Source organism: Tautonia rosea (genome assembly GCF_012958305.1).
In the GTDB taxonomy this organism is placed as follows: domain Bacteria; phylum Planctomycetota; class Planctomycetia; order Isosphaerales; family Isosphaeraceae; genus Tautonia; species Tautonia rosea.
On record NZ_JABBYO010000006.1, the window covers coordinates 248849 to 261254 of the forward strand.

At 64.6% G+C, this 12406-nt stretch carries 12 protein-coding genes; 8 read left to right on the forward strand and 4 right to left on the reverse strand.

Annotated features, from left to right (window positions below; genetic code table 11):
• Positions 1-433 precede the first annotated feature (433 nt).
• Entirely contained in the window at positions 434-2545 is a 2112-nt protein-coding gene (locus tag HG800_RS12690) for a prolyl oligopeptidase family serine peptidase (protein ID WP_169977159.1), read from the forward strand.
• Between the two features lie 91 nt (positions 2546-2636).
• Here HG800_RS12690 and rpmG read toward each other — a convergent pair whose 3' ends face one another.
• Both rpmG and HG800_RS12700 read right to left on the reverse strand, forming a co-directional pair.
• Complete coding sequence (gene rpmG, locus HG800_RS12695) at positions 2637-2816, reverse strand: 50S ribosomal protein L33 (protein ID WP_169976994.1); 180 nt, start codon at positions 2814-2816, stop codon at positions 2637-2639.
• Positions 2817-2971: 155 nt separating this feature from the next.
• A complete protein-coding gene (locus HG800_RS12700) occupies positions 2972-3295 on the reverse strand; it encodes a 2Fe-2S iron-sulfur cluster-binding protein (protein WP_169976995.1) in 324 nt (107 codons plus the stop codon).
• On the opposite strand from HG800_RS12700, the gene HG800_RS12705 reads away from it, so the two are divergent.
• The 6 genes from HG800_RS12705 (at position 3294) to HG800_RS12730 (ending at position 9367) form a co-directional block, all read left to right on the forward strand.
• Positions 3294-4931, forward strand: coding sequence for a hypothetical protein (locus HG800_RS12705; protein WP_169976996.1), 1638 nt, complete (start codon positions 3294-3296; stop codon positions 4929-4931). The two genes, HG800_RS12700 and HG800_RS12705, sit on opposite strands and share 2 nt — an antisense overlap.
• Positions 4928-5902, forward strand: a complete 975-nt coding sequence (locus HG800_RS12710; protein ID WP_169976997.1) for a hypothetical protein — start codon at positions 4928-4930, stop codon at positions 5900-5902. Before HG800_RS12705 ends, HG800_RS12710 begins: the two co-directional genes overlap by 4 nt.
• Before the next feature lie 28 nt (positions 5903-5930).
• Positions 5931-6680, forward strand: coding sequence for a sulfotransferase-like domain-containing protein (locus HG800_RS12715; RefSeq protein WP_169976998.1), 750 nt, complete (start codon positions 5931-5933; stop codon positions 6678-6680).
• Positions 6681-6745: 65 nt separating this feature from the next.
• Positions 6746-7648, forward strand: a complete 903-nt coding sequence (locus HG800_RS12720; protein WP_169976999.1) for an aminotransferase class IV — start codon at positions 6746-6748, stop codon at positions 7646-7648.
• A gap of 143 nt (positions 7649-7791) precedes the next feature.
• Complete coding sequence (locus HG800_RS12725; RefSeq protein WP_169977000.1) at positions 7792-9000, forward strand: RidA family protein; 1209 nt, start codon at positions 7792-7794, stop codon at positions 8998-9000.
• 127 nt (positions 9001-9127) lie between these two features.
• Positions 9128-9367, forward strand: a complete 240-nt coding sequence (locus HG800_RS12730; protein WP_169977001.1) for a LapA family protein — start codon at positions 9128-9130, stop codon at positions 9365-9367.
• Between the two features lie 26 nt (positions 9368-9393).
• Here HG800_RS12730 and HG800_RS12735 read toward each other — a convergent pair whose 3' ends face one another.
• Positions 9394-9861, reverse strand: coding sequence for a hypothetical protein (locus tag HG800_RS12735; RefSeq protein ID WP_169977002.1), 468 nt, complete (start codon positions 9859-9861; stop codon positions 9394-9396).
• 75 nt (positions 9862-9936) lie between these two features.
• Positions 9937-10401 carry a hypothetical protein gene (locus tag HG800_RS12740; protein ID WP_169977003.1) on the reverse strand — a complete coding sequence of 155 codons (465 nt, stop codon included), beginning with the start codon at positions 10399-10401 and terminating at the stop codon, positions 9937-9939.
• Positions 10402-10948: 547 nt separating this feature from the next.
• On the opposite strand from HG800_RS12740, the gene HG800_RS12745 reads away from it, so the two are divergent.
• Positions 10949-12073, forward strand: coding sequence for a hypothetical protein (locus HG800_RS12745; RefSeq protein ID WP_169977004.1), 1125 nt, complete (start codon positions 10949-10951; stop codon positions 12071-12073).
• The last annotated feature ends 333 nt before the right edge of the window (positions 12074-12406 follow it).

The following is a 12406-nucleotide window of genomic DNA, read 5'->3' on the forward strand; positions in this document are numbered from 1 at the left end:
CCGCCCGGAGGATCGTCGCTCCTCGTCTCGCGACACCGGAAGCACCCCATCGAACGCAAGCCCCTTCTCGATCTGGTCGGCCCGGAATCGTATTCCCGAAACGAATCAGGGTGAATTCGCGGAAACCTCTAAATATCAGAAGGTTAAGTGCATTTTCCTCACGCGCACCGGGGCGCACCATGTGGCCTCTCGGAAGCGCACCGGGAGAGCAAGCCATCCGGTGTCGGCTCCTGACCCGTCGAGTGCTTGGCGAGCAGGCCATCGGGGCCGTACACTGGCGTCGTCCGCCCAACCTGATCCCAAACGATGCCTCCGGCGCCAATCGACGCGACGCCCGGAGCCACCCCCGTTTCCCCCAAGGAGTCGGCCGACCATGAGGATCACGGGACGCCCCCTGTTCCCTGCCCTTTGCCTCGCCGGAGCCGTGCTGCTGATGACCGCCCCCGCCCCCGCCGGCCCGCCCGACAACGCCAAGCGCACCCCCTTGGACTACCCGCAGGCTGCCCGCGGCGACGTGGTCGACGACTACCACGGCACGCCCGTCGCCGACCCCTACCGATGGATGGAGGACATCGACTCAACCGAGACTCGCGCCTGGGTCGAGGCCCAGGTTGCCCTCTTCGACTCCTACATCGCCGATGTTCCCGCCCGCAAACGCATCCAGGATCGCCTGACCCAGCTCTGGGACTACGAGAAGTTCGGCATCCCCTTTGAAAAGGGGGGCCGCTACTTCTACTCGTACAACAGCGGCTTGCAGAACCAGAACGTCGTCTACTCGACCCCCTCGCTCGACGCCGACGCCCAGGTCCTTATCGACCCAAACCGCTTCAGCGACGACGGCACGATCGCACTGGCCGGCCTGGCCCCCTCGAAGGACGGATCAAAAGTTGCTTACGCTGTTTCCGACGCCGGATCGGACTGGATGACCTGGAAGGTCCGCGACGTGGCCTCGGGCGACGACCTCGACGACCAGATCCGCTGGAGCAAGTTCTCCGGTGCCGAGTGGACCCCCGACGGCTCCGGCTTCTTCTACGGCCGCTTTCCCGAGCCGAAGGAAGGGGACGATCTAAAGGCGGCGAATTACTTCGCCAAGGTCTATCACCACCGGCTCGGCACCCCGCAGGAGGAAGATACCCTTGTCTGGGAAGATCCCGAGCACAAGGACTGGCGTGCCGACGTGACCGTGACCGACGACGGTGCCTACCTGATCTTCACCATCGGCCGAGGCACTGACGACAAGTACCGCATCCTCTACCGCCCCCTGGCAGACGCCGACGCCGAGCCGATCCACCTCGTCGGCGACTTCGATGCCGATTACACCTTCATCGACAACGACGGCCCCCGCCTCTTCTTCCGGACGGATAAGCAGACCCCGCTCGGTAAGGTGATCGCCATCAACGTCCATCACCCCGAGCCGGAACACTGGGAGACAATCATCCCCGAGGCCGAGGAAACCCTCCTTGGCGCCAACCGGGTCGGCGATCTCCTGATCGCCCAGTACCTGAAGGATGCCCGCTCTCAGGTCAAGCTCTACGACCTGTCCGGCGCCTTCGTCCGAGAGGTCGAGTTCCCTGAGTTGGGCACCGCCTCCGGCTTCTCCGGCGACCGCGACGACACCGAGACCTTCTACTCCTTCTCCTCCTACACCCGGCCGTCGACCATTTACCGCTACGATCTGGCGACCGGCGAGAGCACCCTCTACAAGGAGCCGAAGGTCGACTTCAACCCCGACGACTACACCACCGAACAGGTCTTCTACACGAGCAAGGACGGCACCCGCGTCCCCATGTTCATCAGCCACAAGAAGGGGATCGAGATCGGGCCGGACACGCCGACCATGCTCTACGGCTACGGCGGGTTCAACATCCCCCTGACCCCCAGCTTCAGCGTCGCTCGCCTGGTTTGGATGGAGATGGGCGGCGTCTACGCCGTGCCGAACCTCCGAGGCGGCGGCGAGTACGGCGAGGCCTGGCACAAGGCCGGCACGAAGCTCCAGAAGCAGAACGTCTTCGACGACTTCATCGCCGCGGCCGAGTACCTGATCGACCAGGGCCGGACCTCGACCCCCAAGCTGGCCATCCAGGGACGCTCCAACGGCGGCCTGCTCGTCGGGGCTTGCATGACTCAGCGGCCCGATCTCTTCGGCGCCTGCCTTCCGGGCGTCGGGGTGCTGGACATGCTCCGCTTCCACACCTTCACGATCGGCTGGGCCTGGACCGACGACTACGGCTCATCGGAGAACGCAGATGAGTTCCAGGCCCTTTACGCCTACTCCCCCTATCACCGGGTCGAGCAGGGGGCCTGCTACCCACCGACCCTGATCGTCACGGCCGACCACGACGACCGCGTCTACCCCGCCCACAGCTTCAAGTTCGCCGCCGCCATGCAAGAGGCCCAGGGCTGCGACAACCCGATCCTCATCCGGATCGAGACCCGAGCCGGCCACGGCGCCGGCAAGCCGACGGCCAAGATCATCGAGGAGGCCGCCGACGAGATGGCCTTCGTCGTCCACGAGCTGGGCGTTTCCCTGCCCGATGGCGACTGACCAGCCCCAAATGCCAGAGAGGCACGGGCCTTCCCCCTGAGGGAATATCCCGTGCCTCTCCGAGGAGCCGACCCATTGGAATCCGCTCGGATTACTTCCGCTTGATCTTGTGGAGCGTATGACGCCGGAGCTTCGGGCAATACTTCTTCAAGCCCCCTTGAAGCCCTTCCGGAATCCCGCCCTTGGTGTTGACGGAGACGCGGTAGTTCAGGTCGCCGGTTTCAGAGCACTGGAGCCAGACGTGCTCACGACCGGCCGATTTCTTCGCCATGAGTCCTTCTCCCGCCGGTCTGGGCCGGTCGGTCCTTTGCACACGTTCGGAACTGCTGAGCGATCGCTGAAATCAGCAAAGAGGGTGATTGTAATGAACTTCAGCCTGGGACCGCAACGGCAGTCGGCCGCCGATCTTGACCCGACGCCGGTCGATCAGTCGGCCGGGCGGGTGCCGGGCTCCTTGCCGGTGGTCGAGGCCCGCGCGGCAACCCGGACGCTCAGGTCTCCCGCCACGCGTACCTGGCACGAGAGCCGGGTGTTCGGCGGGAACGTCGATTCGAGGGCCAACCGCTGCCGCTCCTCCTCGTTCATCTCCGGGACATCCCCTTCCAGAATCTCGACGCGGCAGGTCGTGCACTTGGCCTGGCCTCCGCAACGATGGAGGATGTCGATGCCGGAATCCTCGATCGCCAGGACCAGCTTCTTTCCCGCTTCCACCTCGAATGATCCGACACCTTCAACGGACACGGTCGGCATGGGGACCTCCTGCCAGAGTCGACTGCGGGACCGCCAACGCACCCAGGGGTCCCAATCGGTCCTCAGCCTAACGAGCCGACCCGGCCTTGGGCAAGCATCCCTCCCGATCGGCCTTCTGCTCTTGCTCTGGCTGATGCCCCTGCTGCGCACCTCTCGGGCCGAGTCGCCCGCGCCGGCGGTCGAGATCCGGGCGATCCGACCGGATGCCCAGGTGTTTGCCCTGCTCTCGCTCTTTGAAGGAACCCCCTGGCCGCACCCGGCCGCCGCCCTGGCTGACTGGAAGCAATCGGGAGATCCGGGCGAGGATCGCTCGCTCGGCAAGACGCTCGAAGCCATCCTCGCCGCCCTGAACCCCTTGATGGCCCAGGAGCTGGCCACCTTCGACGGCACACGGATCCTGCTCGACCTCGACCCTGAAGGTCGGCCCCACTGGGCCGCCATCGTGCCGGAAGACGACGGCACGGTCACTGCGCTGGCCACTGCCCTGGTTCTGACCGACGGTCGTCGCGAGGCTCCCGAAGGACCATTTGTGGTCGATCGGATCGGCCCGATCGGGGCTCCCCTCGTGGCCTCGGCCGAACCAGGCTTCCCGGTCATTCTCGCCTCCGACCGCGTAAGCTTGCGATCGGCGATCAATCGGCTCGACGTGGGGCAAGGGGTCGATCCGCGGCTCGACTCCGGCTGGCTCGTCCGGGTCGATCCCAAGGCCCTGGCTGCTTCGGAATCCTTGCTCGGTCGTCGGATCGCCGCGGCGGCCGTCGGCCTCGGCTACCGAACGATCGAGGCCCGCGCGGCACTGGTCGGAGAGTGCCTTGAGGTTGTCCTTGAAGGCCCGAGCCTTCCGATCCCAACCGGCCCGGGCTGGGGATCGGTCGATCCAGAATGGCTGGACCTGGTGCCGAGCGACCGCCCCGCAATGGCGGTTTCACTGGCGATCGGGCCGGGAGGAGACTCCTGGGCCGGGTTGCTGGAGGTGATCGATCGGGTCGAGCGGGCCGACCCCATGCGGGGCGATACGGTGGCGCTCCGGCAGCGGCTGGGCCTTCTCGCCCTGGTCCGAGGCATCCGGCTTGAGCTGGATTTCTGGCCGAATCTCGCGGGGATGACGGCCTGGGCATCGCTCGACGAGGCCGGATTCCCGGATGGCGGCCTCCTCGCCCTCCATGCCACCGACGATCAGGCCGCCGAACTCCTCCGTGATCGGGTCGTAAGGCGACTCGTCGAGGGACTCGCGACAGCCGGAGTGATGGAAGATCGGCCTCTGAAGATGGCTCGAGTCGGGGCTTCGGTCCTGATCGGATGGGGAACCGACGCCCTGACGGCTAGCCTTGTGGCGATTGCCGATCCGGGGCAATCGGCCGGACCCGCCCTGCGGACCCACTGGCTCGACGCTCCCGAGGTCCCCTCTCGGGTGCTCGCTGCCTGGCCCGGCCGGCTTCCCTGGACTGATCCCGCGATCCGAGAAGCACTGGGCAATGCTCCTCCTGTGATTACTCTGGGCTGGACCGAGGGAGAAGCCCTCCGTGACCGCCTGCGGTGGGAAGGGCTCCGCGGGCCGGTCCAACAATTCCTCGACCAGTTACCGGCCGAGCCGACGGATGGGCCGCTCGTCGTGACGGAGGGCCCCTCTTCATGAACGCCCCCGCTCCCGCTTCTCCTCCTCGTCTGATCGACCTGGCCGTCGAGTGGCCACTCCAGTACGCCGAGGAGTCGACCGCGATCGACGCCGCGGATTATCCGGGCATTGCAAAGCGGATCGGTCAGGTAGACGGCTACCTCTCGACAACCCTTGCGGCGATCATCTGGATCGGGCCGGCACCCGGCGATCGGCCCGACCCCTGGGGCGAGATCTCCCGCCTCTTTGCCGGGGTTGAGGCCGAGTTCTCCGGTCGGATCCTCGCTGATGCCGCCGACCTCGACCGCTTCGCCGCTGAAGCGGACGACACGTTGACCTGGGCTGTCGTCGGGCTTCGAGGCTGTGCCTCCTTCTTGCAATCCGAAAACGCCCGAGACCGCCTTGCCGCCCTGATTGATCGCGGCCTCCGGGCGGTTCGGCTGGCCGGGCTCGTGAATCGACCGGCCGATCCGACCCATGATCGCGGCCTGACCGATCTGGAACGCTCGGCGATCTCCACGCTCGTCTCGGCCTCCTCCGGCCGACCGCTCCTGCTCGACCTCGCCGGGCTTCCTCCGACCGCGGCCAGTGAGGCCATCGGATGTCTCGAAGCCGGGGATGGGGGTCAGCTCGTGCCGATCGTCAGCCTCGGAGGGCCGATGGGTGGGCTTCGACCCGACGACCTGGCCCGCCTGCAGACGCTCGGAGGGGTCATCGGTTTCTGTCCCGCTCGGGCGTTCTTCCCCGACGCCGAGGCGTTCGGCAACGCCCTGGATGAGGCCGCCGAGCTGTTCGGCGTCGACCTCGATGCGGTGGCGATTGGGACAGGCTTTCTGGGTATCACCGAGCCGATTGAAGGCCTCGGCAACGCCCCCGACCTGATCGATTGGCTGTTCTCTCGCTTCACCCCCAGGGCGGCACAAGCGATGACGAGGGAAAACGTCCTCAAGCGAGTTCATCGAATGCTCGTCCCTGCACACAAGAACTCATAACAAAAAAATTCCTTGGATTTCATGAGTCATGCCCGCTCCAACCCCTGAAGCTCCGATCCGGATTGCCATGTGGTCCGGCCCCCGCAACATCTCAACGGCGATGATGCGATCGTGGGGGAACCGGGCCGATACGGTGGTCTGCGATGAGCCGCTCTACGCCCATTACCTTCGCGAGACGGGCCTGGACCATCCGGGGGCCTCAGAGGTCATCACCCATCACAACCCGGACTGGCGAGCGGTGGTGGCGGAATTGATCGGCCCGGTGCCGGGAGGCAAGGCGATCTTCTATCAGAAGCACATGGCGCATCACCTGCTGCCCTCGATCGACCGAGGCTGGCTTGATCACCTGACGCATGTGTTCCTGATTCGAGATCCGCGCGAGATGCTCACCTCGCTGGCGAAGGTCTTGCATAAGCCTCGCCTCGAGGATACGGGGTTGCCGCAACAGGTTGAGATCTTTGAGCGTGTTCGGGAAACAACCGGCCGCACGCCCCCGGTCATCGATGCGAAGGACGTACTCGATCACCCGCGCGAGGTGCTCTCGGCACTCTGCGAAGCGCTCGATGTCCCGTTCGACGAGGCCATGCTCCGATGGCCCGCCGGTCCCCGAGAGACTGACGGCATCTGGGCGAAATACTGGTACGACAACGTCGAACGCTCGACCGGATTCCAACCCTATCGACCCAAGCCCGACACGGTGCCCGAGTCGCTTTCCGAGGTCCTCGACCGCGCCGAAGCGTGCTACCTGACGCTCTCCCGTCATCTCCTCTCCGCATGACATTCAACGCGTTCGTCGTGATCGCATCGCGTCATTGACCCCACCGTTTCAGCCCGGCTGCTCCCATGCTTCAAACCTTTGATTCCCGAAATGAAAATCTGATCATCAACATCAACGGCCGCCTCCTGCACCGAAATGAGGCGGGAATCAGCCCGTTCGATTCGGCGGTGCAGGGGGGGGATGCGGTCTGGGAAGGTCTGCGGGTGTACGACGGCCGCATCTTCAAGCTGACCGAGCACCTGGAACGCCTGCGAAGCTCGGCCCTGGCCCTGGCGTTCGCAGAGATTCCGAGCTTCGGGGCCATCACCGCCGAGATCCGCCGCACGCTTGAGGCGAATCAGATGCGTGATGGTGTTCATATTCGCCTGACCTTGACCCGAGGCGTCAAGTACACTTCGGGCATGGACCCGAGGCTCAACACTGTTGGGCCGACCCTGATCGTCCTGGCCGAGCACAAGGCGCCGGTTTACGACTTCAGCGGGATCACCCTCGTCACCAGCACGATCCGGCGCCCCGGCCCCGACGTGCTCGACCCGAAGATCCATCACTGCAACCTTATTAACTCCATCCTCGCCAAGATTCAGGCCAACTCCGCGGGTGCCGACGATGCCTTGATGCTCGACCCCCGCGGCTTCGTGGCCGAGACGAACGCGACTCACGTCTTCCTCGTCTCCGAGGGGGTCGTACGAACCGGGACGGTCAACGCCTGTCCTGAAGGGATCACCCGATCGACCGTCATCGACCTGTGCCGATCGCATGAGATTCCGCTTGAGATTGGCGACCTTTCTCTGACGGACGTCTACCGCGCCGGCGAGGTCTTCTGTACCGGTACGATGGGAGAACTCGCCCCGGTCGTTCAGGTCGATGGACGGACCATCGGCGACGGCCAGCCCGGCCCGATGACCCAACGCCTCAGCGACCTCTACCGCGATCTGACCCGCCGGGAAGGGGAACAGGTCGTCGCGTAATCGCCGGGCGAACCGAGGGGCGGTCGAGCCCCGAGGCTTGCTCTGCCCCGATCGACCGCCTATGCTCGCGTTTCATTCCTGCACCGAGCGTTGCCTCGCTCTCGAATCGCTCTGACCCCGTGCCCTCGGCGGAGGCCCTCCCGATGCGTCCCGGTACCCTTCCTTCCTGCGCGATGATCGCTCTGGCGATTGGCTCCTTCGCAACCGCCTCGCAACCGGACGTGAGGTTCATCCAGCCCGACCCGAAGCAGGGGCTCTCTGCTGCGGTGGTGGTGCCTGCCGAGACCGCCCTGGTGTTCTCGACTCAAGTGGTCGGGCCTGAATCGGAGGAACCGGGAACCGCTCCCGATTCGCTGGTGGCCGAGGTTTTTGATCGGCTCGATGCCATGCTCCAGGCAGGAGGCTCGGGCCTCGATCGGGCGGTGCGATTGCACGTTGTGCTGGCCAAGGCCGACCTGCTTCCCGTGCTGCAGGCGCACCTCGTCGAGCGCTTTGGCGAGCAAGAGCCACCGGCCTTGACCGTCGTCGAGGGCACCTTGCCGCGCCCCGGGGCCTGGATCGGCGTCGATGCCGTGGCGACGACCGACGCTCAGCCTCCGGCCGGGCAGGTTGCTCATCCTCAGGTGCCATTGGGGAGGGCTGCCGGACAAATTGCAGGGGCGCCGCTGGCCGTCTTGCCGGGAGGCCCTCGGGTCTTCATCGCCGGCCAGGCCGAGCCGGCCGACGACCTCGCCACCGCCACCCGCAAGACGCTCGAAAGCCTGGCCGAGACGCTGGAACACCTCGGTCTTGGGACCGAACAGGTGGTGCAACTGAAAGCGTTTTACCTGCCCCCGGAATCGGCCGAGGTCGTCGAGCGCGAGGTCGCAACCTTCTTCCAGGGGAACGTGGTCCCCCCGTTGGTGCTGGTCGAGTGGCAGAGCACGTTGCCCATCGAAATTGAACTGGTCGCCACCGCTCCCGATCCGGGCAGCGATCAGGTGATTGATTACCTGGCCACACCGTCGCTCCCTGCTTCTCCCGTCTACAGCCGGGTGGCTCGGGTCAACCGGGGGGATCTGGTGTTTCTCTCGGGGCTATTCGGTTCCGAGGGAGCCTCGGGAGCCGCGCAGGTCGAGGAAATCTTTGACGCGATGATCGCTCTGCTCAAGACGTCGGGCAGCGATCTCGACCATCTGGCCAAGGCCACCTATTACGTTTCCGCCAACGATTCGAGCCAGGCGCTGAACGACCTGCGGCCGAACTATTACGACCCGAATCGGCCTCCAGCGGCCTCGAAGGCCCAGGTTCGCGGCGTCGGGCGGGGCGGTCGCTCGATCACGGTCGATATGATCGCCGTGGTTCCTGAATGATCCGCAAGTGTTGGGGCCAAATGTTGAACCGATCCCCACAGGCATCGTTTCCACGATTGATCGGGTAGACTGAAGCAGACCGCTTTGTGGATGAGTCCCCCTCGCATGCATCAACGCGGAGGTTTCGATGCGTTACGTTTACCTGATTATCCTGATTGTACTGATAGCCGCCTTCCTCGCCTTCGCGGTGGTGAATCGATCGCCGGTCCAGGTGAACTTCCCGATGACGGAGGTTCAGCTCTCGGCTCCGTTGTTCCTGGTCATGCTGGCGGTGTACGTCCTCGGCATGTTCACCGGCGGTTCCTTCTTCGGGTTCCTTCGCCAGTCGATTTCGAAGGCGTCGGAAGTCGGTCATCACGGACATTGATGCAAATCGTCGACGGCGTCCTCGGATCATCGAGGAGGGTCGAGCGGCTTCGTTTGGATTCGGACATACTTGTGGCACTCGACGCAGTTCATCGTGAGCTGCACGTTGGCCAGCAAGGCGCCGTCGAGGTCCTCGGCCTCGGCCCGTTCCGCGAGGGTCTTCGTCAGGCGGCGGAACTCGTTGCTAAAGCGGCGGTAGTCCTCGGTTGGCAGGTTGTAGAAAGCGGCCACCTCGCTGATCTCTTGCAGCGATCGGGCCGACCGGGCCACGGGGCCGAACTTCCGCTCGGCCAGACCGCCGAGGATGCGCTGGGCGTGGTCGAGTTTGCGGCGCATCAGGACGGAGCGATCATCCAGGGGCCGTTCGGCTTGCGACGGCTCGTCGGCCGTCTCGCGAGAGGAGGCGAGCGAGACGGCCGCCAGGGAAAACGCTGTGAGTCCCAGCGCGATGATCAGCCCGAATCGCCATCGAGCCGCAAAATGGGCAGTCGCCATGACGGGGAAGTCTCCTTCACCGGATTGGTCCGACGGCGAGCCGAGCCGACACCAGCCGAATGGGACCACCGTCGATCAGCGGTCCGTGGATCGGACATACTTGTGACACTCGACGCAATTCATGGTCAACTGCACATACGCCAGGGTTGCCGCGTCGAGGTTCTTGTCCTTGGCGTTTTCCGCCAACGAGTCGGCGATGCGCTGAAACTCGCGGGTATAGACCAGATACAAGGGGCCGGGCACCGTGACCGGCTCCCACTCGGCGGCGGCGCTCAAGAGCTTCAGCTCCTGGGCGTTCTTGGCCACCTGATCCATCTTTTCAAGTGTCAGGCCTTCGAGCACGTTCTTGGCGTAATCCAGCTTCAAGGCCATAAGTTCGGCCCGCTTGTCCTGCGTCTCGGAGGGCGTGTCAAGGGTCGAGATCACCGCCGGTTCGGGAGCCGTCGGGCCGAAGACACGCCCCTGAACCGAGGACCCGGCCAGTACCACGACGACCAGGCCGAGGCTTGCCCCAAGGGCTCGAATCATCCACATCTTCATCAGAGTCTCCCCCATGATGGAGGGTCGAGAGGTTTGGTCGGCAAGCGACCCACCTGCGCACTGTAACGCCGTGGTCATGCCGTCGGCAACGGGGGCCTCCTGCTACCCATCGCGATCGAGGCAAACCGGCAACGGCAGACCTGCCGGACGTTCAAGGAGCCGATCCATCGATTGATCGGGCTCGGCCATCCTCGCTCTCCCCGGTTGACTCTCCCGATGTCTGGAGCAATGGGTCGGCCGAAGACGCCTTGCGTGTCCGATTCGAGCCTTTTTCGTCTTGGATTCCCGATCTCGTTGCAACGGCAATCGGCGCAGAATAGGGTATTTCAAGAACGTGATTCACGCGGTTTCCGCGTCTTGCGACGACGATTCGTTGCCTGGAAAGGAGAAATCGGGACACAAGAGAGCGGTCAACGAAGAATTGACCCTCGTCACGACTCCAGAATCGGGGATAAACTAGAAGAAGGTTCGCCGATCCGATTTCCCTGTTCGGAGACGGCGGCTATCTCCCTTGCCCGACATCCATCGAGACCTTTGGAGAGGCACCATGACTCGGCGTTTGATAATCGCAGTCGCAGCCGCGGTCTTCGCGGCATCCGGCCTGGCTTCCGAAGCCCGGGCCCAGTGGGCCTACGGCTGGGGAGGCTGGGGAGGCTGGGGAAGTGCGACCGTCGGCGGTGATGTGACCCGCGGCATGGGCATTCTCGCGGCTGGCATGGGCCAGTACAACGAGCAAACCGCCGTGGCCCGGTCGATCGAAACCGACACGCGCATGCGGTTCAACGAGTACGTCTGGCAGTCAGAGCAGATTCGTCGGCAGCAGTATGCCCAGAGGGTTGCCGCACGATCGGCGAACCTTCGGGATTCTGCCAGTGCGATTCAGCAGCGGCAGCTCAATCAACCGACTCAGCAGGACATCGTCAGCGGCGACTCGCTCAACGCGATCTTCCACCAGATTCTCAGCCCGGGCGTTCCGCACTCGGTGCTGGTCAACGCCGGTTCCGACCTGACCATCACGGGCGACCAGATTCGCCTGGTTCCGCTCCGGTTTGCCAGCAAGGGGCTGGTCATCTCGGCTCACCGTCTGTCTGCCGAGGAAAACTGGCCTCCGCCGCTGACCGGCGGTCCCTTCGACGGTCTTCGACAGCAGTACCAGCAGATTGTTGACGAGGCACGCAACATCCCCGACGAGGAAGAAATTCCCGACGAGTTGATTGTCCGGGCCATTGATCTGGTCGGTCAGATTCGCACCCAGGCCTCTCAGAGTCTTCAAGGGCGAGACTTCGCCGAGGCCGAGCGATTCCTGAAGACCCTTGCCGGGATGCTTCAATTGGCCCGCCGCGCCGACGTTCGCCAGGCGCTCGAAGCCGCCTACAAGCGTGACGAGGTTCCCCTCGCCAATGCGCTGCTGGGTATGACCAATTTCAACCTCAGCTTCGGAGCGGCCAACACTCCGGAGGAACGAGCGCTGTACCTCAACACCCTTTATCCGAAGATGGCCGATCTCCGTCAGCGCGTGGCTCAGGAACTCGGAGGCCAGATTCCCGACCAGTTCCAGGCGAATGTTGGGCAGGAACCTCCCGTCGGTGCCTTCGACAAGTTCCCGTGGGAAGAAGTCGGCCGTCGCGAGGCTCACGGCGCCGCCCCCGCCCCCGATGAACCGCAGCGGTAATCGCCGCGATTAATCGCAAAAATCGCAACGTTCGAACGTGCCGACCGGTCCCGGGCCATGCCGCCTGGGGCCGGTCGGTTCGCGTTGACGAGAGACGAGTGCTTGCCGATCGAACCCTCGGTCGTTATGGTGGCGAACCGATTCGCTGAGCGTCGGCACCTTGGATCGATCCGAACGATGGATGCGACCCGATGCACACGGAGCGACCTGCCCGGCGGCGTCTGCTGGCGTCGGCGGGGTGATTGGCTCCGGAGGGTCGGTTGAGGCGGATTCCCTCGTCTTGCTTCGCTGCGCTTCGCGGCCCTGCCTGGGGGAATGACTGCGCCCCGACGG

Coding starts and splice junctions, on each gene's coding strand:
- HG800_RS12725 (WP_169977000.1), top strand. CDS start 7,792: ATGCGTCCCGGTACCCTTCCTTCCTGCGCGATGATCGCTCTGGCGATT.
- HG800_RS12720 (WP_169976999.1), top strand. CDS start 6,746: ATGCTTCAAACCTTTGATTCCCGAAATGAAAATCTGATCATCAACATC.
- HG800_RS12735 (WP_169977002.1), bottom strand. CDS start 9,861: ATGGCGACTGCCCATTTTGCGGCTCGATGGCGATTCGGGCTGATCATC.
- HG800_RS12710 (WP_169976997.1), top strand. CDS start 4,928: ATGAACGCCCCCGCTCCCGCTTCTCCTCCTCGTCTGATCGACCTGGCC.
- HG800_RS12740 (WP_169977003.1), bottom strand. CDS start 10,401: ATGAAGATGTGGATGATTCGAGCCCTTGGGGCAAGCCTCGGCCTGGTC.
- rpmG (WP_169976994.1), bottom strand. CDS start 2,816: ATGGCGAAGAAATCGGCCGGTCGTGAGCACGTCTGGCTCCAGTGCTCT.
- HG800_RS12730 (WP_169977001.1), top strand. CDS start 9,128: ATGCGTTACGTTTACCTGATTATCCTGATTGTACTGATAGCCGCCTTC.
- HG800_RS12700 (WP_169976995.1), bottom strand. CDS start 3,295: ATGCCGACCGTGTCCGTTGAAGGTGTCGGATCATTCGAGGTGGAAGCG.
- HG800_RS12705 (WP_169976996.1), top strand. CDS start 3,294: ATGGGGACCTCCTGCCAGAGTCGACTGCGGGACCGCCAACGCACCCAG.
- HG800_RS12745 (WP_169977004.1), top strand. CDS start 10,949: ATGACTCGGCGTTTGATAATCGCAGTCGCAGCCGCGGTCTTCGCGGCA.
- HG800_RS12690 (WP_169977159.1), top strand. CDS start 434: ATGACCGCCCCCGCCCCCGCCGGCCCGCCCGACAACGCCAAGCGCACC.
- HG800_RS12715 (WP_169976998.1), top strand. CDS start 5,931: ATGCCCGCTCCAACCCCTGAAGCTCCGATCCGGATTGCCATGTGGTCC.